The 24,265-nt window shown below is 42.8% G+C and carries 19 protein-coding genes and 1 other RNA gene; 11 read left to right on the top strand and 9 right to left on the bottom strand.

The annotated features are described in order from the left end of the window. Positions 1 to 2 precede the first annotated feature (2 nt). From LCH52_15360 to LCH52_15340, 5 genes are all read right to left on the bottom strand, one after another. Complete coding sequence (locus LCH52_15360) at positions 3 to 1,334, bottom strand: hypothetical protein (protein ID MCA0389865.1); 1,332 nt, start codon at positions 1,332 to 1,334, stop codon at positions 3 to 5. A gap of 65 nt (positions 1,335 to 1,399) precedes the next feature. After that, on the bottom strand, positions 1,400 to 2,140 hold the full coding sequence (locus LCH52_15355) for a succinate dehydrogenase/fumarate reductase iron-sulfur subunit (GenBank protein MCA0389864.1): 741 nt from the start codon (positions 2,138 to 2,140) through the stop codon (positions 1,400 to 1,402). Positions 2,141 to 2,155: 15 nt separating this feature from the next. After that, complete coding sequence (locus LCH52_15350; GenBank protein ID MCA0389863.1) at positions 2,156 to 4,069, bottom strand: fumarate reductase/succinate dehydrogenase flavoprotein subunit; 1,914 nt, start codon at positions 4,067 to 4,069, stop codon at positions 2,156 to 2,158. Next, positions 4,069 to 4,728, bottom strand: a complete 660-nt coding sequence (locus LCH52_15345; GenBank protein MCA0389862.1) for a succinate dehydrogenase cytochrome b subunit — start codon at positions 4,726 to 4,728, stop codon at positions 4,069 to 4,071. The genes LCH52_15350 and LCH52_15345 overlap by 1 nt, the downstream gene beginning before the upstream one ends. A gap of 175 nt (positions 4,729 to 4,903) precedes the next feature. Further along, positions 4,904 to 6,262 (bottom strand): hypothetical protein, encoded by a 1,359-nt coding sequence (locus LCH52_15340; GenBank protein MCA0389861.1) that lies wholly within the window; start codon positions 6,260 to 6,262, stop codon positions 4,904 to 4,906. 135 nt (positions 6,263 to 6,397) lie between these two features. Between LCH52_15340 and LCH52_15335 the strand changes: the two genes are divergently transcribed. Then, on the top strand, positions 6,398 to 7,216 hold the full coding sequence (locus tag LCH52_15335; protein ID MCA0389860.1) for a geranylgeranylglycerol-phosphate geranylgeranyltransferase: 819 nt from the start codon (positions 6,398 to 6,400) through the stop codon (positions 7,214 to 7,216). Then, positions 7,171 to 7,830 carry a ribonuclease HII gene (locus LCH52_15330; protein MCA0389859.1) on the top strand — a complete coding sequence of 220 codons (660 nt, stop codon included), beginning with the start codon at positions 7,171 to 7,173 and terminating at the stop codon, positions 7,828 to 7,830. Before LCH52_15335 ends, LCH52_15330 begins: the two co-directional genes overlap by 46 nt. Positions 7,831 to 7,928: 98 nt before the next feature. Here the strand turns inward: LCH52_15330 and LCH52_15325 are convergent, their stop codons facing one another. Further along, complete coding sequence (locus LCH52_15325) at positions 7,929 to 10,601, bottom strand: SUMF1/EgtB/PvdO family nonheme iron enzyme (protein ID MCA0389858.1); 2,673 nt, start codon at positions 10,599 to 10,601, stop codon at positions 7,929 to 7,931. Between the two features lie 351 nt (positions 10,602 to 10,952). On the opposite strand from LCH52_15325, the gene LCH52_15320 reads away from it, so the two are divergent. Both LCH52_15320 and LCH52_15315 read left to right on the top strand, forming a co-directional pair. After that, complete coding sequence (locus LCH52_15320; GenBank protein MCA0389857.1) at positions 10,953 to 11,927, top strand: DUF5009 domain-containing protein; 975 nt, start codon at positions 10,953 to 10,955, stop codon at positions 11,925 to 11,927. 24 nt (positions 11,928 to 11,951) lie between these two features. Beyond that, positions 11,952 to 12,407, top strand: coding sequence for a hypothetical protein (locus LCH52_15315; protein MCA0389856.1), 456 nt, complete (start codon positions 11,952 to 11,954; stop codon positions 12,405 to 12,407). Here LCH52_15315 and dnaG read toward each other — a convergent pair whose 3' ends face one another. Further along, complete coding sequence (dnaG, locus tag LCH52_15310; protein ID MCA0389855.1) at positions 12,408 to 14,315, bottom strand: DNA primase; 1,908 nt, start codon at positions 14,313 to 14,315, stop codon at positions 12,408 to 12,410. It abuts the gene before it with no gap. 184 nt (positions 14,316 to 14,499) lie between these two features. On the opposite strand from dnaG, the gene ispG reads away from it, so the two are divergent. The 6 genes from ispG (at position 14,500) to recJ (ending at position 21,333) form a co-directional block, all read left to right on the top strand. Further along, on the top strand, positions 14,500 to 16,491 hold the full coding sequence (gene ispG, locus LCH52_15305) for a (E)-4-hydroxy-3-methylbut-2-enyl-diphosphate synthase (GenBank protein ID MCA0389854.1): 1,992 nt from the start codon (positions 14,500 to 14,502) through the stop codon (positions 16,489 to 16,491). A gap of 210 nt (positions 16,492 to 16,701) precedes the next feature. Next, positions 16,702 to 17,817 (top strand): Nif3-like dinuclear metal center hexameric protein, encoded by a 1,116-nt coding sequence (locus LCH52_15300; GenBank protein MCA0389853.1) that lies wholly within the window; start codon positions 16,702 to 16,704, stop codon positions 17,815 to 17,817. A 15-nt stretch (positions 17,818 to 17,832) separates the two neighbouring features. Continuing rightward, on the top strand, positions 17,833 to 18,567 hold the full coding sequence (locus LCH52_15295; GenBank protein MCA0389852.1) for a C4-type zinc ribbon domain-containing protein: 735 nt from the start codon (positions 17,833 to 17,835) through the stop codon (positions 18,565 to 18,567). A gap of 54 nt (positions 18,568 to 18,621) precedes the next feature. Then, positions 18,622 to 18,984, top strand: coding sequence for a four helix bundle protein (locus tag LCH52_15290; GenBank protein MCA0389851.1), 363 nt, complete (start codon positions 18,622 to 18,624; stop codon positions 18,982 to 18,984). Positions 18,985 to 19,081: 97 nt separating this feature from the next. After that, positions 19,082 to 19,595: RNase P RNA component class A (gene rnpB / locus LCH52_15285), an RNA gene on the top strand. Positions 19,596 to 19,620: 25 nt separating this feature from the next. Beyond that, a complete protein-coding gene (gene recJ, locus LCH52_15280; protein ID MCA0389850.1) occupies positions 19,621 to 21,333 on the top strand; it encodes a single-stranded-DNA-specific exonuclease RecJ in 1,713 nt (570 codons plus the stop codon). 155 nt (positions 21,334 to 21,488) lie between these two features. Here recJ and ubiE read toward each other — a convergent pair whose 3' ends face one another. Both ubiE and rsmA read right to left on the bottom strand, forming a co-directional pair. Further along, entirely contained in the window at positions 21,489 to 22,193 is a 705-nt protein-coding gene (gene ubiE / locus LCH52_15275; GenBank protein ID MCA0389849.1) for a bifunctional demethylmenaquinone methyltransferase/2-methoxy-6-polyprenyl-1,4-benzoquinol methylase UbiE, read from the bottom strand. Between the two features lie 40 nt (positions 22,194 to 22,233). Next, the gene (gene rsmA, locus LCH52_15270; GenBank protein ID MCA0389848.1) at positions 22,234 to 23,013 is read right to left on the bottom strand and encodes a 16S rRNA (adenine(1518)-N(6)/adenine(1519)-N(6))-dimethyltransferase RsmA; all 780 of its coding nucleotides are present in this window, start codon (positions 23,011 to 23,013) and stop codon (positions 22,234 to 22,236) included. A 123-nt stretch (positions 23,014 to 23,136) separates the two neighbouring features. Here rsmA and LCH52_15265 point away from each other — a divergent pair, with 123 nt between their 5' ends. Then, the gene (locus tag LCH52_15265; protein ID MCA0389847.1) at positions 23,137 to 24,111 is read left to right on the top strand and encodes an ROK family protein; all 975 of its coding nucleotides are present in this window, start codon (positions 23,137 to 23,139) and stop codon (positions 24,109 to 24,111) included. The last annotated feature ends 154 nt before the right edge of the window (positions 24,112 to 24,265 follow it).

Genomic DNA, 24,265 nt, shown 5'->3' with positions numbered 1-24,265 from the left:
TTTTAACCCGTAAAACTTCTTTCTGTTTTTTCTGTTAGTAAACGCGCATACTTGTTTTTTTCGCTCAATCCGGCATTTGCAAAAATGATTGAGAGAAGGTTTCGTGCCTCACTGATACCTGCACATTTCTCAAGAGCCTCAATGCTGCTGAAAAAGTCGGAATGATCACCGTCGAAGATATGCTGAATTATCTTCAGACTTTCATCCTGATCGAGGAGCGACAAAATATTCTTTTTTTCCTTAACGGTCGAAATTTCAGGATCCACTCTGGGAGGGAAACTGAATTCATACCGCTGAACAGGTTCGTCATCAATTATCTTAACCTGTGGTTCATCATTTATCGATGGCAGTTTTGAAATTATCTCCATTGCATCATCACTGGGCTTAATCACCCCGGGTTCTACCACTTCTTCGAACTCAATTTTCTTTTTAGGAGCTGAGATCGTTTCTTCAATTGTTTTTGAGGACATCGTTTCCGGAGCTTTTCTTACCTGCTCTTCCCGTTTGAAATCAATGGGAGGCAGGTCTTCCTTTTTCTTTTCGATCACCGGAACGGGTTCCGTAATCCCCTGATCCGCAACTGTCGGGGTCTCCTCTTGTGGAAGTGGTGCCAAAACCGGTCGCTGAGGTTTGATTTCCCTGGTTACTTCGAGATGGGCATCAAAAATTGAGGTTTCATCCCCTGTGAGAACATCCTTTATTTTCCAGACACTTAATAATTCTTTCCTCTCGTAGTGAGGAAGCAACTTTTCATATGCGTCATTCAACCCCCTTGAAAGGAGGAAGAGCTTCATACATTCCCTGTCGAGCGAAGGGAACTCATCTTTATAATTGAAGAAGTGACTCAGAGCATCCACACCGTCAGAGATTATGGAATTGAAGTTACCATCAAGGAGCTTTTTGTTTACTCTCTGCATCGTTTCATCATAATCCGATTCAAGCAGTTTACCCGACTTCTGAAGTTTCTCCAGGATGTCAATATAATATCTAAAATAGTAAACCCTGTTTCGAAGATCGGCAAGGAGCCCCGGATTTACTCCGTCTTTCGAGGAAAAGATGTGCTTTTTTAGAAGGAACACTGGGTTAAAAAGAAAATTTAGATTGAATACGGCCGCCTTTTTCAAAATGACTAACAATTCTTCCTTCGAAATTGAGGCTTTTAAGCTCCCCTCTTTTTCACCTTCCAAAATGCTTTCAGCCCAAAGAAATTTGATGAATGCAGGATGAATACCCATGGACTCAAGCTCTTCAATCAAAAATTCGGTAACAGGCGAACGGGAAATCAGTTCACTGTTGAGTTTTAGTAACTTTGCTGCTTTTTCTTTAAACATCATTTTCTAACAAAAAAGGCTGTCGGGCAATATCACCGCCGACAGCCCGTTATTAAATATATTTCCGCTTACGATAAACCCGCTTTCAGGTATTCACGATTGAGGAACGCAATATTCGCCACAGAAATGCCTTTAGGACATTCAGCCTCACATGCATAAGTGTTTGTGCATGATCCGAATCCTTCCTTGTCCATCTGGGCAACCATATTGAGCACTCTCTCTTTCCTTTCCACTTTCCCTTGAGGAAGGTGACCGAGGTGTGAGACTTTTGCTGCAACAAAAAGCATGGCTGAAGCATTCTTGCATGCAGCTACACATGCACCGCATCCGATACAGGCAGCGGCATCCATTGCCAGTTCAGCATCCTTTTTAGGGATCGGAACCGCGTTACCATCGGGAGCAGAACCCGTGCTTGCAGAAATGAAACCGCCCGACTGCATTATTCTGTCGAAAGCTGACCGGTCAGTGATGCAATCTTTAATCACAGGGAACGGCTTTGCACGCCATGGCTCTACTGTAATTGTTTCTCCTTCCTTAAAGGACCTCATAAACAACTGGCAGGCTGTTACTTTCTGTCTCGGACCGTGAGGTCTGCCACTAATGTGGAGGCTGCACATCCCGCAAATACCTTCACGGCAATCGTGGTCGAATGCAACGGGTTCCTCATTTTTGGCGATAAGGTCCTCATTCAGTATGTCGAGCATCTCAAGGAAAGATGTGTCTTCAGAAATATTAGCTACCGAATAATCAACAAATCTGCCTGAATCTTTCGAATTCTTTTGACGCCATATTTTCAACTTAAAGTTCATATTTACATCTCCTTCCTATTTGTAGCTTCTTTGGCTGGGTTTGCAGTATTCGAATGTCAGCTCTTCCTTGTGAAGTTCGGGGTCATTTCCGGCACCTTTATATTCCCAGGCTGATACGAAACTAAAGTTTTCATCATCTCTTTTGGCTTCATTGTCTTCTGTCTGAGATTCCTCTCTGAAGTGACCACCGCACGATTCACGACGGTTGAGTGCATCTTTTGCCATAAGTTCAGCGAGTTCAAAGAAATCTGCAACCCGTCCGGCTTTTTCAAGCGACTGGTTCAACTCTTCATTCACTCCAAGAACTCTGACATTTTTCCAGAAATCCTCTCTCAGAGATTGAATTTCTGTGATTGCCTCTTTCAGTCCTGTCTCGTTTCTTCCCATACCGACTTTGTCCCACATTATCTTGCCAAGCTTTTTGTGGTAATAGTCGACAGAATTCGTTCCTTTTATTGAAAGAAGTTTATCGATGCCTGACTTGACATTTTTCACAGCTTCTTCAAATTCAGGTGCATCAGTGGTAACTTTCGGGAAGGTGTTAGAACCAAGATATCCTCCAACAGTGGAAGGAAGTACAAAATAACCATCGGCAAGACCCTGCATGAGTGCAGAGGCACCGAGCCTGTTGGCACCATGATCCGAGAAATTGGCTTCACCCGCGGCAAAAAGTCCGGGAACCGTGGTCATAAGATTGTAGTCGACCCACAATCCGCCCATTGTGTAATGAACTGCCGGATAGATTCTCATAGGTACTTCATACGGATTTTCATCGGTTATTTCATAATACATGTCGAAAAGATTACCATATTTCTCTTCAATTTTGGCTTTGCCCTGTCTTTTAATGGCATCTGCAAAATCGAGATAAACCGCCATTTTGGAAGAACCAACTCCTCTGCCTTCATCGCATACCTGTTTTGCGGCACGGGAGGCAACATCTCTCGGAACCAGGTTACCAAATGACGGGTAACGGCGTTCGAGATAATAATCCCTCTCTGCTTCAGGAATGTCCTGTGCCCTTCTTGTATCTCCTTTTTTCAGCGGAACCCACACCCTTCCGTCGTTCCTTAGACTCTCAGACATGAGAGTAAGTTTCGACTGGTGTTCGCCGCTTACAGGTATGCATGTCGGATGTATCTGAACAAAGCAGGGATTTCCGAAGTAGGCTCCTCTTTTGTGAGCACGCCAGATTGCACTTGTGTTGCAGCCTTTGGCATTGGTGGAGAGGTAGTAGACATTCCCGTATCCACCCGTTGCAAGAATCACGGCATCTGCTGCGTGCTTCTCGATTTCACCTGTAACCATGTTACGGGCTATAATTCCGCGGGCTTTCCCGTCAATCATTACAACATCAAGCATTTCGTGGCGTTCATACATCTTAACCTGACCAAGGCCAACCTGGCGCGAAAGTGCGCTGTATGCACCCAGCAACAACTGCTGCCCAGTCTGTCCTCTTGCATAAAATGTTCTCGAAACCTGTGCTCCACCGAATGAACGGTTGTCAAGATATCCGCCGTATTCTCTTGCGAACGGAACACCCTGTGCCACACACTGGTCGATTATGTTTACGCTTAATTCTGCAAGGCGGTAAACATTTGCCTCACGGGCACGGTAGTCGCCACCTTTTACGGTGTCGTAAAAAAGTCTGTAAATTGAATCGCCGTCATTTCTGTAATTTTTTGCAGCGTTAATTCCGCCCTGAGCGGCAATGCTGTGAGCCCTCCGGGCACTGTCCTGATAACAAAAAGCCGAAACTTCATATCCCATCTCACCAAGAGTGGCTGCAGCAGCTCCTCCGGCAAGACCTGTGCCGACTACTATCACATGATATTTTCTTCTGTTGGCAGGATTTACAAGTTTAAGGTTGAATTTGTGGTTGTACCACTTTTTCTCGATTGGTCCGGAAGGGATCTTCGAATCTAAAGCCATTATTTACCTCCTGTTCCAAATAAAAAATAGAGTGGAATGACAGCGTATAGAAGGGGAACAATGATCGCAAAAGCCAGACCAAGCCCTTTTATAACCGGCGAGTATTTCTTTCCCAAAAGCCCAAAGGTTTGGAAGGAACTCTGAAAACCATGGTTGAGGTGTATTCCGAGCAGGATCATTGCAAACACATAAAATCCTGAATAAACTGGTTGTTTGAAAGCCTCGACAACGAGTTTATACATGTCATGTTGCCCAAGAAATCTTGTCTCCACGAAAAAACTCCTCAGGTGAATCACAAGAAAAACAACTATTATCAATCCGCTCAGAAACATAGAACGGGAAGTCCAGTCACTGTTTGCGTTCGCATCCCTGACAGCATAAGCAACGGGTCTTGCTGCCCTGTTTTTTAGCCAGAGTCTGGTACCGATGAACATATGGAATACAAATCCCAAAACCAGACCGATCTCAAGTGTTCTGATAATTGGATTGGTTGACATGAATTCCGAGTAGGCATTAAATGCGACCCCGTTATCATTCATAAAAAGTTGAAAATTACCGGCGAGATGCACCAGCAGGAAGGAAATTAAAAAGAGCCCAGTTAGACCGGATACAAATTTCTGGCCGATCGAAGAGCTCAAAAACCGCAAAAACCATCCCATTACATTGATCTCCGAAAAATTGAATTGTAGTGTTTTTTAACAAAACAGACGGTTGATCCCTGAAGGAACAACCGCCCTGATAATTTTATTTTCTGCATGAATTTATTGAATTCAGAGTATATATTCAAACTCAAAAACCATCAATAAAGTGCCTTCAGGCTTTTATTTCTGATTTTTAGAATTTAAATGGCATCACAAAACTGACTCTGGGTTCAATTCTCTTCTGTGGTTCATATCCAATTACATTGTTGGAGCCGTCTCTGAGTGGCAGAAAAGTCCAGTGATATACAAGTGACACAATAAGGAATTTATATGGTTTGTACCCGACTTCAACATATGCATGCGATCTTTCATCCGTTGTAAAAAGTTCGGATTCTGATTGAATTCCCGACTTTTCATATCCGGCATAAAGAACATATGCTCCGTCTTTTGGTGAAAGATCGGTTTTTAATTGAAGGATACCACTGTTCGGAGTCTTGTCCAGTCTCTGGTAACTTCCATAAACAACCGCATAGTTTGCAATGTCAGCTCTTAAAGCACCAAACCAGCCGTTGTCACTTTCACCCATGAACTCGAGAGCCATGATCTTTCCGGCAGGTGCGCCACCAATGATCGCAAATCTTTCGATCTCATAAAGACCGTCGAAGTATGAAGGGAGGAATTTACCATCATTGAATCTTCTTTCAAACTTCGTCGAAAGTTTTACCATTCCGAGCCCGTTCAAAGAGAGCATGAAACCTGCATTAACTCCTGAACCGTAATCAGCCATTTTTGTGTAGTTCGTAAACAGATCCACACTCAACATATCGGTTTTAACCACAGGAAGCCCGAGATCTACCGAGAAACCGGTTACAGAATTTTTCTTGTCTGTTACGACAAAGTCACCCTGTGAATTGTAGGCTCCTTTTAGAACACCGGCTTTTTCGTTAAAGTCACCGGCAAATGAAAGACCAACTTCAAGGTTGCTTATTACAGGAATTTTTGCAGCAGCCTCGGAGAAACGGAGAGGTCTTACATACCCTCTTAATCCCGCAACACCACCGGCGGCAAAATCACTGTACATCGATTCAAAACCCCATTTGCCCATATCGACATCGAAGTTGAAACCGGTTTTTCTGTTATCAAAGCTCGAGCTGTTGTTATACATGTAGATCAGGTTTCCCTGCCCAAGTGTATAATAGTCGATCATACCGACCTTTGCGAATATTTCATCTTTCTTTTCACCATATCTCACATAGCGGATGATGGATAGAACCTGAGATGCTGTCTTGTAATTCTCATCGCGAAGTTTACCTTCTGGTGTGAATTCAAGATTGAGGTCGAGACCGACTCCGAATTTAGCGAAGCTGATATCAGGAGTGATTCTCAGATTGTAATGAGGCTTACCGTCGATCCAAAGAAGACCGGCACTGCCCTCAACATTTCCTGTTCCTGCTCCGGGATAGTGACTGAAATCGGGGAAGCTGCTCATTTGTGCATTGAGGTTAAAAACCATCAACACAAGTACGGAGAGAAGTAGTATTGTTCTCTTCATTTTTTCCTCTCTTATGTGAAAACTTTTTCGGTTACAAAATATCAAAAAATAACATTTTAATATATGTTTTTTTATATTTGTGACGATATTTTCTCAATCTAATTTTCTCAAATAAAGAGGTATTCCCTGCTCACTTTGTTCAGACCCGTCAATTTTATCATTTCTTTTATCTCGGGATTCCTCTCTGTCTTTATTGCCATGGGTGGAGTATACTCCGATACTGTCCTTTTTTTTGGAAGTCTCATCGGACTTTCAGCGGGACTTGTTGGATCAGGTGGCAATATCATTAACGATATTCTGGATGTGGAGACGGATAAAATCAACCGTCCCGATCGCCCGCTCCCCTCAGGGAAGGTCTCCGAGACGACTGCGATGCGTCTCTATCTTTTCACCAAAATGGGCGGAATATTTTTTGCATCCCTCGCAGGGATAATCCCGGCGGTTATTGCAGCGCTCTCCTCCATCGTCATCTTTTTCTATTCATACTATCTTAAAAACATTCCACTGGCGGGAAACATCACGGTTGCATTTTTCACGGGGTTGATTTTCGTTTTCGGTGCCTCGGCGGTCGACAACTACAATGGTGTGATTTTTCCCTTCATTTTCTCGTTTTTCATTAATCTGATCAGAGAAATTGTAAAGGATATTGAGGATATGGAAGGGGATGAAGCGACTGAAGTGACTACATTTCCCATAGTTTTCGGGTTGGATGCATCAAAGAAATTAATTTCCATACTGAGTCTTGTGCTGGTAGTTCTTGTATTCCTCCCTTTTGCATTTCAGGTGTACAGGATTGAATATCTTGTCATTATTTCGTTGTCTGTGGCTCCGGGGCTGGTATCATCAATGGACGCAGTGAGAAAAGCAAGCCGTAAAGAAGACTATACAGTTATCAGCAGAAATCTTAAATGGATAATGATTCTCGGAATCGTGGCGATATTGTTCGGCTTATGAAATCATTTGACGATTTTTACCGGGTCAGATTTAAAACTGAATTTCTCGCGGGAACTGACGAAGCAGGAAGAGGACCGCTTGCCGGACCTGTAATGGCAGCTGCAGTCATTCTTCCCCCGGATCTGGATCTTCCCGGAGTGAATGATTCCAAAAAATTGACCGACAAAAAAAGAAGGGAATTGAAAGAGGTAATTTATACTTATGCTCTAACGGTAAGATTTACTGCAATCGATGCCGAAGAGATCGACAGAATAAATATTTTAAGGGCCTCCCTGTTTGCCATGAAGGTCTCAGTGGAATCGCTTACCACAAAACCGGGCGTTATCCTCGTTGACGGAAATAAATCTTTCGATTCAGATGTTCCGCTTCTCCCCATTGTAAAAGGCGATGCAAAATCCCTTTCCATTGCCGCAGCCTCGATCATCGCAAAAGTCGCAAGGGATGATGCCATGTTCGAACTATCGCGAATCCATCCCGAATACGGCTGGGAGCACAACAAAGGATACCCGACGAAAGAACATATTGCTGCTCTCAAGAAGTATGGACCAACTCATTACCACCGAAAAACATTTATTGATCACATAATTGGACCGGATTTGTTTAATCAAAACTAAAATCCTGACACAGATGATGATCTACTAAAACTCAAAATCCCGGATGTCTGACTTCCAATCCTGAAAGCGATTACGACCCGCTGGGATAATTCAAACTGTCATCTCGTTCTTACAAGACGGAAACCGAGAAAGTCGTACTTAAGGTCCGGAGCAAAATTGTACCTGACAGCCACGCGGGAGTACTGGGCGCTGCTGCTCCAACTGCCTCCACGAGCAACCCGGTGGGTACCTGTTTCGGGACCTGTCGGATTTGTCTGACTTGCCGCCGAGTAGTCGCCGTACCAGTCCCAGCACCATTCCCAAACATTTCCATTCATACCGTAAATACCCAACTGGTTCGGACTTTTCTCACCTGCATCATGTGTGGTGTTATTGGAATTGTTGTTGTACCACGCGACAGCATCAATATTGTTACTTCCACTATACAGGGTGTTGGTCGTCAAGGCACCACCTCTTGCAGCATATTCCCACTCGGCTTCTGTTGGCAATCTGTAGCCGTTAGCGCTCAAGTTGGCAGTGACGATTGAACCGTTAATGGTGTAGACTGGAGTAAGTCCCTCCCTCGTACTCAATAAATTACAAAAATTAATAATTTCGAACCAGGTTACAGATTCCATGGGTTTGCTGTTACCAATAAAATTCGCCGGGTTGGTTCCCATTACTGTCAGCCATTCCATCTGATTTACCTCAAATTTTCTTATTTCATATGCAGAAAGAGTAACCTGATGTGAGGGTCGTTCATTATCGAGGCATACACCCTGATCTGAAGTGCATCCCATCGTGAAGGTGCCTCCCGGAATGAATACCATCTGAGTGTAATCCTGCTGTAACTGATAACTCCTCGGCTGGTTTTGTCCGCTTGTTACAGATATATTTTCCGTCTGGCTGATATAATCGGGAGCCTCCACCCTCAAGGTATAATTTCCGGGTACTATGTTCGAGATTGTTCCGTTCCCGGAGAGAGTTTTTAAGGTCGTTCCGTTGTAAATCAATTTTGTTACTGTGGTCGCGATATTCGATGTTATCTGAACCGAACCATAGGGGATACTTACAATCTTTTGTTCGTCTTTAATCAAATTGAAATCCCCGAACCATAACGGTGAATTTGGTTCCTGAATTTCAACAGTATAATAACCTGTAATCAACGAATCCAGTAATCTGCTGCCTTGCCAGGTGAACTGGTCCACCAGGTCTCTTTTCAGTTTGCATGTGGAGCCGGGTGCGACTACATTAATACTCCCCGTTTCCCATTCAATAATCCTGTTTTCGTTTTGATTGATGGTAAAATTGGTGCTTGGAGCAGGTGCCCCCGGGAACATCTGACTCTTTAAAGTGTAACTTCCCGCAAGCCATGGATTAAACTCTTTTGTCCCTGACCATACATGTTGCCCAACGCCATCCACCAGAAGAGTATTCTTGTAGTCACTCTTTGTTTTTATCGTGAAACTGCCAATCGGTGGTTCAACTGTTTTGGTTTGAAGTTTAACAATTGACACATTGCTTACATAATCGGGGAGCAACGCATTAACCTTAACCTTTACGGTGTAATCTCCTGTCCAAAGTGAATCAAATAATCTGCTGCCGTTCCAGCGTTCAACTTCTGTAGTTCCCCTCAACAAAACACACTGCATCTGACTCTGAACCTTGACATCAAGTTTACCGTATTCAAGCTCAACCACTTTGGTTTGCTGTTTTGCCAAAGTAAAACTCGTGGAATATTCAGGAAGCAAGGGATTAACTTTTATCTTCACCGTATAATCCCCGACCCAAAGAGAGTCATATTTTCTGCTGCCGTTCCATCGTTCAAGTTCTGTAGCGCCACTCAACAGCACACATTCCATCTGAACCGGAACCCTTATGTCGAGCGTGCCATAATCGAGTTCAATTACTTTGACCTGCTGTTTTATTAATGTAAAACTTGTTGAATATTCCGGAAGTAATGGATTTGGCTTTATTTTCACGGTATAATCCCCAACCCAAAGAGAGTCAAACCGTTTACTCCCAAACCAGCGGTCAAGCTCAACATTCCCCCGAAACAAGATACATTCCATCTGATTTCTGGCTTTGATATCGAGCTTTGCATAATCCAGTTCAACCACTTTTGTCTGTTGTTTCACAATCGTAATATTGGATGTGTAATCCGGAACCAGCGGGTGCACTTTTACTTTTATCTGATAGGTACCTGCCCAAAGTGAATCGATAATCCTCCTGCCATTCCACCGGTACAGCTCAGTCGAGTCGTTAATCGACAGGATTGCCTCCATTGTAGAGGGAATTCTAACATCCAGTTTTCCTGACTCCATCTCAAGAACGAAAGTTTGTGCTTTTGATACAGTAATATCCCTTGTCAAATAATCGGGAACTCCCGGAACACCCAGTTTAACTTTGTAGGCACCAGTCCAGATTGTATCAATTTTGAGACTTCCTTTTCCGGAAAAAAGGGATTTATTGTCTTTTGTAACTTCCCAGGTAAAATCGGATTTGAGTCTTATATCCAATGACCCGATGGCAGATTCAACAACTTTTTTCTGATTTACACCAAGCTCAAAACTTTCCTCAAAAGACGAGTTGAATTTATCAGAGGTAATTTTGACCTTGTAAGTCCCTTCAGCCAAGCCCGGAATTAATTTCGATCCTGTCCATTCCGATACTATATCACTCGATTTGTAAAGTATGCATTTAGCGTCCGCGGTTGTAATCACCTGAACGGAACCGCTCGGCAACACCTGTACAGGGTTGTCGACTGAAGCACAACCTTGAATAAAAATCATAAATATTGACACCGCAAAAAGAGTAACCATTTTTAGTATCGTATGAATCATAAATATTTTCTCGTTCGTTTTTGATTTATTAAATTCATCCTGCTCTGGAGAGCTGTGAGCTATGATCTATGAGCTATGAGCTACTTCAAACCTCAAATTTTAAAGTTCATTTTTGAATAGTTGCAAAATACCCTAAAAACAAAATTATGAAAGCTTTGGCAAATTTTTATGGTAATTTTTAGTGATTTTTCGAAAATAATCATGGAGCGGCTTTTATCATCTGTGGAATCCGTGCCATATCCGTGAAATCTGTGTAACTGTTTCTATTCTCTGCTAATTACAAATAATGTTTAGTTTTGAATGAGAGATTTTAGAATTTTGAGAGGCAGAACTTTGGAAGAGAAAACCGGCATTCGTTCCTGGGCACTTGATGCACTAAGAGGCTTTGCAATTCTTACCATGATACTATCAGGGAGAATTTCCTGGGGTAACCTCCCGGGCTGGATGTATCATGCTCAGATTCCTCCACCGGCACATAAATTTGATCCGACACTTCCCGGAATTACTTGGGTTGACCTCGTATTCCCTTTCTTCCTTTTTGCCATGGGTGCGGCATTTCCACTTGCTCTCTCTAAAAAAATCAAGGACGGTAAAGTATCAACCGACTTGATTATCCAGATTTTCAAAAGAGGGGTTCTTCTCTCATTTTTTGCGATTGCAATTCAACACCTTCGTCCACATGTGATGAGTAAAAGTCCTGATGCAGCCACATATTTGATTGCATTGTTGGGATTCGGACTCCTTTTCCTGATTTTCTGGCGATTTCCTTCATCGATATCCAAAAATACGGGCTTAATCCTCAGAAGTGCCGGCTGGGTTGGAATCGCGGTTCTTCTTGCTCTCGTTACATACCCCGACGGTTCAGGTTTCAAAATGTCGCGGTTTGACATCATCATTGCCGTTCTTGCGAATGTTTCTGTGGCAGGCTCGCTGATCTGGCTCTTTACGCGTGAAAACATTTTAGTAAGACTCGGAATAATGGCGATAATTCTTGCAATCAGGCTCTCCCACAATTCCGATGCTGGATTCATCAAAGATCTTGCATCACTTCAACCATCGGGCTGGGTAGTGAATGTAAATTTCCTGAAATACCTTTTTGTTGTGATACCCGGGACAATCGCAGGAGACATTATCGTTAAAATGATGAGGACCGACACTTCCGTGATTTCGGGAACATTTTCGGAATACAAAACCAAGGCCCTCTGGCTCATGCTTTTTATGGCAGGATTCATTCTGCTATCCCTCGTAACTCTTTATAACAGATGGGTTTGGTAGGGCTTCATCGGTGGGCTCACTCTTGTGGCAGCATCATGGGTTTTGATTAAGGAAATGAAGGGAGACTACTACGATATCCTCAAACAGCTTTTCATTTGGGGCTCATTCTGGTTTATTACCGGTTTCTTTTTTGAACCTTTCGAAGGAGGGATAAAGAAAGATCACTCAACAATGAGTTACTATTTCCTTACATCAGGACTTGCACTTTACTTCATCATTTTCTCCTCATTGTTAATCGATTTCTTCAAAAAGAAGAGCTATATGAGTCTCCTGATAGACAGCGGACAGAATCCAATGATCGCCTATGCTGGCGGTGGAAACCTGATAACCCCGGTTTTGGGGCTGTTGGCAATTGAAGGCTTGATGAACGAGTACTTCACTACCCCGGTACTTGGAGCACTAAAGGGATTCCTGGTCACTCTCGCACTCGCTTACATCGTGAAGCTTTTCACAAAATATAAAATATTTTGGAGGAGTTGATTACGGAATCAGGTCGGCTTTAATTTCTTCCATTATCCGGTTGATGTCTTTTTTTTCTTCCATGCAGGTACGGAGGTCAAGAGCAAGTTCGCTTGTTTTTAAGGGGTCGGAAGTACGGGCAATATCTGCCTGAATATCTTTAATTGTCTGATCTATTCGCAGAAGTCTGAATTTTTTTACCGAATCAATCGTAAAAACAGAGAGGGCTGCTGCCGGATTCACAGGGAGCAGGTCTTCGAGGTGTTCACTGATTCTGTGCTTTTCGAGAACGAGATTCATAATATATGACTGTTCCTCTTCCAGGTATCTTCCCTGCAGGTTATTGACCGAAGGGATTGTGCCCGATTCGAGCTCCTCGTAAACTTTTTCTGCGATACCGTAATGTATCGGTACGGTGTATTCTTCGGGTCTGATGAACTGGAAAATAAACTGCAGCACTCGCTCATCCCCCTCAAACATCAATCTTATCAGTTCAATTTCATTCAATTCGGTGGCAGTTCTTGTCTGATGCCCTGAATATTCATCGGTTTTTACAACGGCGGTACCGGTGTCACCCCTTTTTTCCCCGGTTGGAAGCTGTCTTTCCCTCGGTTCGATGTGTCGCTGTTCCACATCCTGAGTCCTGATCCTGCTGACTTCCTCTTCGAGAATTCTTTCACGGAACTGAAACTTCTCGGCAATTTTTTTGATAAGTACTGTGCGTCTGAGTTCGTCAGGAATAAGAGCAACGGGACGCACCATCTCCTTTATCGCTTCAGTCATCTTGTCGGGATTGTTGAACCAGCCCCCTTTTTCAAATGACAGATACTGGTAATCTATAAACTCTTTTGCATTCTTAACGAATTCCAAAAATTCTTTGGCACCGTGTTTATGTACGAAGGAATCGGGATCCTCACCCTCGGGAAGTGACATTATCATCAAATTCAGATTGTGCCTGAGCACCACTTCGATGCTTCGCATTGCAGCTTTATAACCTGCAGGGTCCGAATCGAACAAAAGGTAAATGTTTTTTGTGTAGGATGAAAGGAGTTTCACCTGCTCATCAGTTAGAGCAGTACCGGAAACCGCCGCAATATTCTTTATACCATTCTGAAAAAGGGAGATTACATCCAGATAGCCTTCAACCACAATGACCTGATCGAGTCTGCGGATTTCATCCTTGGAATGTGAAAGACCATACAACACCCGCGACTTGTTGTAAATCGGACTTTCGGGTGAGTTGATATATTTTCCCGTATCAGTCCGCTTTTCGAGAATTCTGCCACCTGCCCCGATTTCCCTTCCGTGGTGAGAGAAGATTGGGAATATCAGTCTGCCCGCAAATCTCTCATACAATTTCCCTTCAGACTCACCCAGAAATCCAAGTTCAATCGCTTTTTTCAGGTCGAATCCGCCTTTTTTGTAAAATTCAATCAGCTTTCCGCGGACTCCGGGTGCATATCCGAGACTGAAATTTTTGATGGAAGCATCATTAATTTTCCGGTTTCGGATGTACTCAAGAATATGTTTGTGGTCGGGGTTTTGAATTAGCTGTTCAGCAAAAAAACGAATTGTGGCTTTCGTCAGATTGTAATATTCTTCATACCTTTTTTGTTCTTCATTCGCTTTTTCATCCTGAACGGGCAAATCCACTCCATATTCGCGGGCGAGCTCACGAACAGCATCCAAAAAGGAGAGATTGCTGTAATCCATCAGAAACTTTATGGAGTTCCCCCCCTTGTGGCAGCCAAAACAGTTGTAAATCTGCTTTTTGGGGCTCACCATGAACGAAGGAGATTTTTCGGAGTGAAACGGGCACAGTCCGCTGTAGTTGGAACCCGACCGTTTCAAACGGACATACTTCGAAACCACATCGACTATATCCGCGGCAAGTAAAACTTCTTGGATTTTTTCTTCAGATATTTGCATTTTTTGACTTGATAGAGCAGAAGCGGAATGAGCAGACTTGTAAACCGGATTTACCTTCTTGCATTCCACCGGAACTATGAACTTTATTCTTTCCTTTTAAGTTTATTCACAAAAATAACTCTTCAGAAGATATATTTAAATTTAATTTTTGATTCTTTTAAATTTTGAAAAATAAAACCCTGCCATGACACAAATTTTTGATCCAAAAGTGCTGTTGACCAACAATGTTTATGCTCTAAAGAAGTATTGCAATTCATTGACTGAATATTCCAGATATGTAACCCGGGAAGTGAAGGTTGGAGATATCGGAATTGGTGGTTCGAATCCCATCCGCATTCAAAGCATGACCACGACTGACACAATGGATACAAAAGGCACTGTCGAACAGTCGATACGAATGATCGAAGCCGGTTGTGAACTGGTAAGAATAACCGCACCCAGCCTGAAAGAAGCAAAAAACCTTGAGATCATTAAAAATGAGCTCAGGGCAAGAGGTTATAACACACCTCTCGTGGCAGACATCCACTTCACACCAAATGCTGCCGAACTCGCCGCAAGAATTGTGGAAAAAGTAAGGGTAAATCCCGGAAACTATGTCGATAGAAAAAGATTTGAAGTAATTGAGTACGATGACACAACCTATATGGCAGAGGTTGACAGAATCAGGACGAGGTTCACCCCTCTCGTCAAGATTTGCAAGGAATATGGTACAGCCATGAGAATCGGCACAAACCACGGCTCTCTTTCTGACAGAATAATGAGCCGCTTCGGCGATACCCCGTTGGGAATGGTTGAATCTGCCCTTGAGTTTGTAAGAATCTGCCGGGATGAAAACTATCACAATATTGTCCTCTCAATGAAAGCGAGCAATACCCAGGTGATGGTCGAAGCATATCGACTGCTCGTAAGTAAAATGGAAGAGGAGGGAATGGATTACCCCCTTCATCTCGGTGTAACCGAAGCCGGTGGAGGCGAGGACGGCAGAATAAAGTCGGCTCTTGGAATTGGTGCACTGCTCGAAGATGGTTTGGGAGACACAATCAGGGTCAGTCTGACTGAAGACCCCGAATTCGAATCACCCGTTGCCATCGCCCTTGCCAACAGATACGATGACAGAAAAAGCCATACACCAATACCCGATGCAGGTGTCTCCCCAATAAACCCATTCGACTACAAGAGGCGCGAGACACTGCAGCTTCTGAATACAGGTGGTTCATCAGTGCCTGTCGTAGTCTCTGATTTATCCAACGCTGATGTCTCAACTCCTGAGGCATTGGCTTCTGTCGGTTATTTTTATGATGAACCAACCGACAAGTGGAACATGAATGATCAGGCAAGCGATTATTTTTACTTCGGTGAAAATCTGCCCGGGTTTGATCTTCCTCACGGCTCAAGGGGAATTTTCACCTATAAATTCTGGAAAAGTCTCGAGAACAAGGGAAGGTCGCTCCCCCTCCTGACTAAAGAGGAATATCTTTCGGAAAATGATCCCGAACTCCTTTTCAAATTTCTCAGCATTTCGCTGCCTGAACTTGACAAGGAAACAGTCAGCCGTCTGAAGGAAGATTCATATACTATTATTATTCTCGGAACAGATAACGAACACGGACTCGCCGAACAAAGACGGTTTTTCTTCGAACTGATTCAAAATGAAATCAGGAATCCCGTGGTACTTCACCGCCACTATAAAAATATTAACGCTGAAAATTTTCTCCTCTATCCTGCAACTGATTTTGGAGGTTTACTTATTGATGGTTTTGGTGACGGAGTATTCGTTACGGTTGAGAGTTCGGAAACCGGGTTCAATCATGATACTGAAACTGTGAACAGAGTACTCTTCGGAATTTTACAGGCTGCCCGGGTGAGAACCTCCAAAACTGAATATATTGCATGCCCCTCGTGCGGAAGAACCCTTTTCGACCTGCAGGAGACAACGGAAATGATCCGTAAAAGAACCTCGCACCTCAAAGGAGTAAAGATCGCCATCATGGGTTGCATTGTGAACGGACCCGGTGAAATGGCTGATGCAGATTATGGCTATGTAGGAAGCGGTCCCGGAAAAATTACCCTTTACCGGGGAAAAGAGGTTGTTACAAAAGCCATCGCTACCGAATTTGCAGTAGACAAACTGATTGATCTGATAAAAGAAGATGACAATTGGGTGGAACCTGTTTAATTGTTTGCCTTAATGTATTGCAATTTCATTATAAACTTTCAGGTATATTTTGCCACGTAACGAAAAATTTATATTTTTGTAAAGTTTATGTTTACACTTTGCAAAATGACGAAAAAACCAATTAGACAATTTATACCTAACAACAGCAACGCTTTTTAGTTACCGTTTTATTTACCGCACTTCACGTTTACGAAGTGCTTTTTTTTTCTTATGACAGTACAACAAATATCAATTTTTTTTGAAAGTTGGGCACCAAAGTTCATCCAATGGGAGCGGGATAACACCGGATTACTGGTCGGCTCAGGCAGACAGGAGGTAACCGGAGTCTTGCTTTGTTTCGATGTTACTGAAGATGCCCTCGAGCGAGCACAGAAATTAAAGTGCAACCTGATAATCAGCCACCACCCGCTGATCTTTTTTCCTCTTAAAAAGATAACCCCGGACTCAGGCAGAACTTCAAAATTGATTTACAAACTTATCCAAAACAATCTCACCCTCCTTTCTTACCATACAAACCTCGATTTCACCCATGACGGCGTCAACCACCAGTTGGCAAAAAAATTAAACCTTTCAAATTTATCATACTTGAAACCTGTATCAGGCAAGTCGATGAAATTGGTGGTATTTGTGCCTGAAAATGATCTGGATGCCGTTTCTGCTGCAATTTTTTCTGCGGGAGGTGGAGTAATTGGTGAGTACAAAAACTGCAGTTTCACCTCAACCGGTACAGGGAGTTTCCTTGGCAGCGAAAACAGCAATCCTTCAATCGGCAAGAAATCATCTTTTGAAAAGGTGAACGAAATCCGTCTCGAAGTTCTGGTCGACGAAGGAAATGTAAAAAAAGTTGTGCATGCCATGAAGAGTGTTCATTCTTATGAAGAACCCGCTTACGATATCTACCCTTTAAAAAATGATGAAACCCGTTACGGTATGGGTGTTACCGGAACTTTGCCCGAAGAGATGAATGGAACAACCTTTTTGGAGCATGTGGCTACAGCTCTCGGTTGCAAGGCTTTAAGACATTCAAAAGTAACAGATAAAAAGATTAAAAAAGTGGCTGTATTTGGAGGTTCTGCCTCAGAATACTGGGAGGATGCCACTGCCGCCGGTTGCGATGCCTTCGTGACAGCGGATATAAAATACCATACATTTCAGGATGCAGAAGACGACATTCTGATTGTGGACGCAGGACATTTTGAAACTGAGGTCCCGGTACTTCAGGAAATGAAGAAAAAACTCGATGATTTTCTTGCAAAAGAAAACGAGGACACAAAAGTTTTTATTTACGACGGTGATGCGAATCCTGTCCACTACTTCAATTTTTAAATAGGAGAATATACATTGAAAAATAACTTGGTGCTTTTCTATCAGGTTCAGATGATAGACAGAAGTATAGACAAACTCGAAGAGCAAAGAGGCGATCTTCCTCTGACAGTTGAAGCTCTCGAATCAAGATTGGAAACCCTCAAACAAACCATTGAAGAAATGGTAGCTCAGAGAGTTGACGCGGTCGAAAGAAGAGAAGCTAACAATGAAAAGATCAAAGAGCTTCTCGACAATCAAAAGAGAGCCAAAGCACAACTCTACAAAGTAAGAAACAACAAAGAGTACGATACCATCACAAAGTCGATCGACGCTGCGGATGCTGAATGTACAAGACTCGAAAAAGAGAGCGATTTCCTTGTTTCGACCATGGAAAAAGTTGATGAAGAGATTGCAGCCCTCAACCCAAAAGTTGCTGAACTTGAAGAAGACCTTGAACACAAACGGAATGAACTGGCTCTCATCAAAGAAAACAACGCAATGGAAGAGCAAAAACTCCTTAAACAGAGAGAATCCCTCGTTGCCCAGATGAAAAAGAGCGACTATTCACTCTACACCCGTGTTCGCTCTGCTAAAAAAGGACTCGCCGTAGCAAGAATCAGAAGAAACGCCTGCTCCGGATGCCAGACCATCATACCTGCCCAAAGACAACTTGAAATCAGACGCAATGCCCGTATGTTCACTTGCGAATACTGCGGAAGAATCATCGTGTCTGCCGAAATCGCCAATGAAGCCGGAGAAATGGACGAATAGCTATTTATTAGTTATGAGTTTTGAGTTATGAGTTTGTGTATTAGAGGCTGATTGATGACTCTGCACGAGGATAGAAGCATGGAGTTTGCTGTCAGGATTGTAAAACTTTCCAGATATCTTTCAGAGAAGAAAGAATTTGTGCTCGCAACACAAATCCTGAAATCCGGTACAAGCATCGGAGCAAACATAAGTGAGGCAAAATATGCAGAATCTACAACAGATTTTATACACAAACTCTCCATAGCTCAAAAAGAGTGTTCAGAGACCTCATTTTGGCTAAAATTATTATTTAAATCTGAAATTCTTACACAAATCGAATTTGAAAGCATACATGCAGAATGTGAAGAACTGCTCAGGTTGCTGACCTCATCAATAAAAACTCTCAAACAAAAGAACTCCCAACCAAAAAATAAATAATAACTCATAACTAAAAACTGTTTTTCTCCTTCCCTTTTTGTATATTTGCTCATTGTAAATAATTTTCATAAATTTTTAAATCACGGAATATTTTTATAGACTTGACTTGGCAATCGCTGTCGCGATTATAACGGCAGAGGAAAGTCCGGACTCCTCAGGACAGGACGCCGGGTAACGCCCGGGAGGTTATCTGTAATGGATAATTTACGGAAAGTGCCGCAGAAAAGATACCGCCCCGAGTGATCGGGGTAAGGGTGAAATGGCAGGGTAAGAGCCTACCGCGTGGATGGTAACATCCTCGGCAAGGTAAACCCCGTCCGGAGCAAAGCCAAGCAGAAGACGATTCCCGTTCTGCGGGATGAAGGGCTGTCCGTCCAATGTCTTCGGGTAGGCTGCTCGAGGTGAAAAGTAATTTTCATCCCAGATAAATGATTGCCTTCGGTTTATTTAATTTTTACAATATGAGTTTACACCTGATGACATTGTCTGTGCAAAGATTTAAGTATCCACCCGGAAGATAATTCCGTTCGGCTCACTCGCCATTAAGTGTAGTCATTTGTAGAAATTTCTTTTAACCGGAACAGAATCCGGCTTACAAGTCAGGTCTATATCTTATATTTCCACGGTAAGTTCACTATGCCAACTAAACGGTGGAAGATCAGATCTGTTCGTGACGATCTCGAGATTAAATCTCTCGCAGACTCTCTGAACATCTCCGAAGTACTCGCTAAACTGCTGATTCACAGGAACATAAAAAGTTTCCCGGCAGCGAGATATTTCTTTAAGCCTGACCTCGAAGGTCTTCACAATCCATTCCTGATGCATGGCATGCAGATTGCTGCACGGCGTGTAATTCAAGCCATTACATCAAATGAAAAAATACTCGTCTACGGCGATTATGATGTTGATGGCACATGCTCAACTGCACTAATGTATATGTTTCTGAAGGAACTGGGTGCCAATGTTGAGTTTTTTATCCCCAATCGACTTCGTGATGGATACGGAATTACCAGTCACGGTATCGACCATGTAAAGTCTACAGGCTCCTCCCTCCTTATCTCTGTGGATTGCGGAATTACCGCGGTGGAAGAGGCTGCTTATGCAAAATCCCTCGGCATCGACATGATTATTTGTGATCATCATCAGCCCAGAGAGGTTTTACCCGCTGCCTTTGCAGTTCTCGACCCTTTGAAACCGGGTTGCAACTATCCTTTCAAATATCTTTCCGGAGCAGGTGTAGCATTCAAACTTGCACAGGCTGTAGCAGCACTTCTCGGCAAGCAGTCACTCCCGATGAAATATCTTGATCTTGTAGCAATGGCAGGTGCAGCAGATATTGTTCCACTTTCTGATGAGAACAGAATTCTTGTAATGTATGGCCTTGATTTGATCAACAAGTCACCCAGACCGGGGGTTTTGGCGCTCATGAAGGCGACAAGAATAGAGCCCGGACAGTTGAATGCGGGACAAATCGTATTTTCCATCGCGCCGCGAATTAATGCTGCCGGCAGATTAAGCGATGCAAAAATTGCCGTCGAACTCTTGATGACTGATGATTATTCGCGCGCTGAAGAACTCTCCCGTCTCCTCGAAACTGAAAACTGGGAAAGAAGAAAGCTTGACGAGGAGACTCTGAATTCCGCTCTCGAGAAGGTGTTAAGAATCCACGATCTCGAAGAAGACATGGCACTGGTGCTTCACGAAGAAGAATGGCATCCGGGTGTGATTGGCATTGTTGCTTCCAGACTGGTCGAACTTTATTACAGACCAACTGTAATGCTTACGACCATTGACGGTGTGGCGAAAGGTTCCGCAAGAAGTATTCCCAACTTCAATATTTACGAAGCACTTAAACACTGTAGTGACCTGTTAAATCATTATGGAGGACATCAGGCTGCCGCCGGACTTTCGATTAACATTGATAATATTCCGGAGTTCAGGAGGAGATTCAATATTCTGGCAAAGGAACAGATAAAAAATGACGACCTCATCCCTCAAATTGAAATTGACACCAAAATCAAACTTTCTGAAATCACACCAAAATTTTTAAGAATACTCCACCAGTTTGCTCCATTCGGACCTGATAACCCGCGACCCGTCTTTTTGTCCGAAGATGTTTCGCACACAGGATTTGTCAGAAAAGTGGGACACAACCACTTGCTCCTCCAGCTTCGGCAGAACGGCAACGACAAAATTTTCGATGCAATCGGTTTCGATCTGGGTCACTTCGAAGAACAGGTAAAAGAGAAATCTACCCGACTCGATATCGTCTACACCATTGACAATACCGGTCGCGAATGTAAACCGCATCCACAACTGAGGATAAAAGACCTTAGAGTCAGGTATTAGGTATTAGGTATTAGGTATTAGGTATAGAATTTACAGAAATTTACTGTCTATTCCAAATTCATTTTTTTTTGAAGCGACGAGATTTGGGTAGAATTTTTTGTCCTCGGTACAAAGTCTGTATATCGAATTAATACCTAATACCTAATAATTAATACCTAATTTGTTGCTATCACAACCTGAACGATGCCGAAGGTGAAGAGGTGACGGTCAACTTTGGAGAAACCGGCTTCTTTGAAGAGTTTGACGAGATCAACATTTTTGTCGAAGTCTTCCACGGAGTCGGGCAGATAGTCGTAAGCCATAGGATGTCCCGAAACCATTTTACCTACCATCGGAAGTACATTTTTAAAGTAGAATTTGTAGATTGCTTTGAAAAATCTGTTTTTTGGCATTGCGAACTCCAAAACTGTAGCCCGTCCGCCTTTTTTTATTATTCTGTTGAATTCTTTGAATGCCAGCGGGATATCATAGAAGTTTCTTACGCCAAATGCGACTGTTACATTTGTTACTGAATCTGCCTTAAGAGGAATAAACTCGGCAGCAGTCTGAAAGTTCTTTTTATTTATCCAGTCAACTTTTTTATTGAATAGTGTAAGCATATTGTAGGAGAAATCCGCACCGTAAATCTGTGTTACGCCATATTTTCTTGCCTGAATAGCCACATCACCGGTTCCACACGCCATGTCGAGCAGAATCGAATTTCCGTCGAGCCTGCTAAGTTTCAGAGCCTTTTTCCTCCAATATTTATCGACACCGGCGCTTAAAACCCTGTTCAGCAGGTCGTAGCGCGAGGCTATCGAGTCAAACATTTTTTTTACTTCAATTTTCTTTTCTTCTTTTGCGAATAAGGAGGTTGACATTCTTGCTCAATTAATAATTATAAAATAGTAACAATCAAAATCACGAATCTGTTTCAAAATTCCCTGATAAAGAGTTGGAAAGTTCGATAAAATCTGCGAGAGTAAGCTGTTCGGCTCTCAAACCGAGGTCAACGGGGGGTATATAATCAACATTCATTTCCGACAGGACCGGAGAAAGAGCATTGCGAAGAGTCTTTCTCCTTTGGTTAAAAGCGGTTCTGACTACCCTTCTGAAAAGTTTGTGATCCTTTATCAGGGATTCATCTTTGTTGAAATGAAGTGAAATGATAGCCGAATCCACTTTTGGTTTGGGGAAAAATACAGTTGAAGGTACCTTAAAATGATACTCCAGAGTTGCATAGACCCCAAGAACTACGCTTAAAATTCCGTATTCCTTGTTCCCGGGTGGAGCAGTTATTCTTTTTGCCACTTCCAGTTGTACCATAAGCATCACATCTTTTACGACATCTCTATCCTCGAGTAACTTGAAAATTATTGGAGTGGTGATGTTGTAAGGTATGTTACCGATTACCCGGATTTTGTTGCTTCCCGCCACTTCCCTTATATTCACTTTCATAAAATCTCCCTCGATAATTTGAAGTGACGGAAATTTTACTTTGAGCAGTTCGATTGCACGGGTATCAATCTCGACAACCCGGAGATTTTCGCTTGCAGCAAGAATTTTTTCTGTGATGGCTCCTTTGCCGGGACCTATCTCAAGAATAGTGTCATCTTTTTGAGGGGAAAATGAGTCAACAATCTTGTTTATATAGTGGGGGTCTGTCAGGAAATTCTGACCAAATCTTTTTAGTGGCTTCAAATGTTTTGCGGGTTCTATTAATTTTATATTTTTAGATTCAGAATTTTGTAAAATGAGACCGAAACTTACTAATATTAGATGACTTTCAAGTCAGACCATTTCCATTATTAAAAAGGACACATTGTGGAACCGAAATTTGTCGTAAGTCTGGATGTTGGCGGCACCAAAAAACTCGCCTCAGTCGTCAACTCAGCCCAAGGAATAATTTCAAGCCTTAAAAAACAGACCCCGGAGAACAACTCGCACGAGTCATTCTCAGGTTCTCTTGTCGATCTGACCAATGAGGTTATTCAACAGTCGGGCATCACGCCCGAACAGGTAGCCTCCATTGCAGTAGGTATTCCCGGATCTGTAAACATAGAAACCGGGATCATAGGAATGGCTCCAAATCTCGGGTTGAAAAACTACAATGTGAAAGAACACCTGAACAACCGGCTCCCCTACCCTGTCCTGATCGAAAATGATGTGAACCTCGCTGCAGCGGGCGAACTTGCCTTCGGTGCTGCAAAAGGTAAAAAGAATGTTCTTGTTGTGTTCATCGGTACAGGAATTGGAAGCGGACTGATCACTGACGGAAAAATTTACCGGGGTTCGGGATGGGTTGCCGGTGAAATTGGACATATTAATGTTCACGAACAAGGTCCGAAGTGCGGCTGCGGGAAAGTGGGTTGTTTCGAAGCTCTGGCAAGCAGAACCGCTGTTGTAAGGCAGATAGTCTCCGAAATCAAAAAAGGGAAACAGAGCGTTCTAAAAGAGAGAATCGACAAAAGCAAAGAAATTAAAAGCAAGGCTCTCTTCAAGGCTCTCGAAGCTGGCGACAAACTTGCTGTAAAAACCGTTAATCAATCGTGTAAGACCATCGGAAGAGTTCTCGCAGGCATCAACAACCTGATGAATTTTGAACTCATCATCCTCGGTGGCGGTATGATGGAGGCAAACGAAAACTTTATGCTCCCTAAAATTCAAAACACCTTCTTCAAATATTCAATTGCCGATGCAGCAAAATGCGTTTCCATAGTTGGTACCAATCTCCGTGACGATGCAGCAATTTATGGCGGACTTGTTTTAACAGAGGAGTTTTTGGGGATTAAAGTTTGATGTAGCTATTAGCTATGAAATATGAACTATGAGAAGGTATGTTTAAAAAGTTAATTTAAAATAATAAGGGGCATCCTCGCTGCATATTACTAAAATTCAGTAATTTGTGTATCATTAAACAACCAACACAAACAGTCAAAAGGATGCCCAAAAT

It is taken from the genome of Bacteroidota bacterium (genome assembly GCA_020161395.1).
Classification (GTDB): Bacteria; Bacteroidota; Ignavibacteria; order Ignavibacteriales; family Ignavibacteriaceae; genus UTCHB3.
The sequence above is the reverse complement of the archived record's forward strand: the minus strand, read 5'-3'. Positions and strand labels throughout refer to the sequence as shown.

What these genes read in the sequence shown, in the direction of transcription:
- LCH52_15300 (MCA0389853.1), top strand. Translation starts at nt 16,702, where the DNA reads ATGACAGTACAACAAATATCAATTTTTTTTGAAAGTTGGGCACCAAAG.
- LCH52_15345 (MCA0389862.1), bottom strand. Translation starts at nt 4,728, where the DNA reads ATGGGATGGTTTTTGCGGTTTTTGAGCTCTTCGATCGGCCAGAAATTT.
- ispG (MCA0389854.1), top strand. Translation starts at nt 14,500, where the DNA reads ATGACACAAATTTTTGATCCAAAAGTGCTGTTGACCAACAATGTTTAT.
- LCH52_15290 (MCA0389851.1), top strand. Translation starts at nt 18,622, where the DNA reads ATGACTCTGCACGAGGATAGAAGCATGGAGTTTGCTGTCAGGATTGTA.
- LCH52_15320 (MCA0389857.1), top strand. Translation starts at nt 10,953, where the DNA reads ATGAGAGATTTTAGAATTTTGAGAGGCAGAACTTTGGAAGAGAAAACC.
- dnaG (MCA0389855.1), bottom strand. Translation starts at nt 14,315, where the DNA reads ATGCAAATATCTGAAGAAAAAATCCAAGAAGTTTTACTTGCCGCGGAT.
- LCH52_15360 (MCA0389865.1), bottom strand. Translation starts at nt 1,334, where the DNA reads ATGATGTTTAAAGAAAAAGCAGCAAAGTTACTAAAACTCAACAGTGAA.
- LCH52_15355 (MCA0389864.1), bottom strand. Translation starts at nt 2,140, where the DNA reads ATGAACTTTAAGTTGAAAATATGGCGTCAAAAGAATTCGAAAGATTCA.
- LCH52_15325 (MCA0389858.1), bottom strand. Translation starts at nt 10,601, where the DNA reads ATGATTTTTATTCAAGGTTGTGCTTCAGTCGACAACCCTGTACAGGTG.
- LCH52_15340 (MCA0389861.1), bottom strand. Translation starts at nt 6,262, where the DNA reads ATGAAGAGAACAATACTACTTCTCTCCGTACTTGTGTTGATGGTTTTT.
- ubiE (MCA0389849.1), bottom strand. Translation starts at nt 22,193, where the DNA reads ATGTCAACCTCCTTATTCGCAAAAGAAGAAAAGAAAATTGAAGTAAAA.
- LCH52_15350 (MCA0389863.1), bottom strand. Translation starts at nt 4,069, where the DNA reads ATGGCTTTAGATTCGAAGATCCCTTCCGGACCAATCGAGAAAAAGTGG.
- LCH52_15330 (MCA0389859.1), top strand. Translation starts at nt 7,171, where the DNA reads ATGGATAATGATTCTCGGAATCGTGGCGATATTGTTCGGCTTATGAAA.
- recJ (MCA0389850.1), top strand. Translation starts at nt 19,621, where the DNA reads ATGCCAACTAAACGGTGGAAGATCAGATCTGTTCGTGACGATCTCGAG.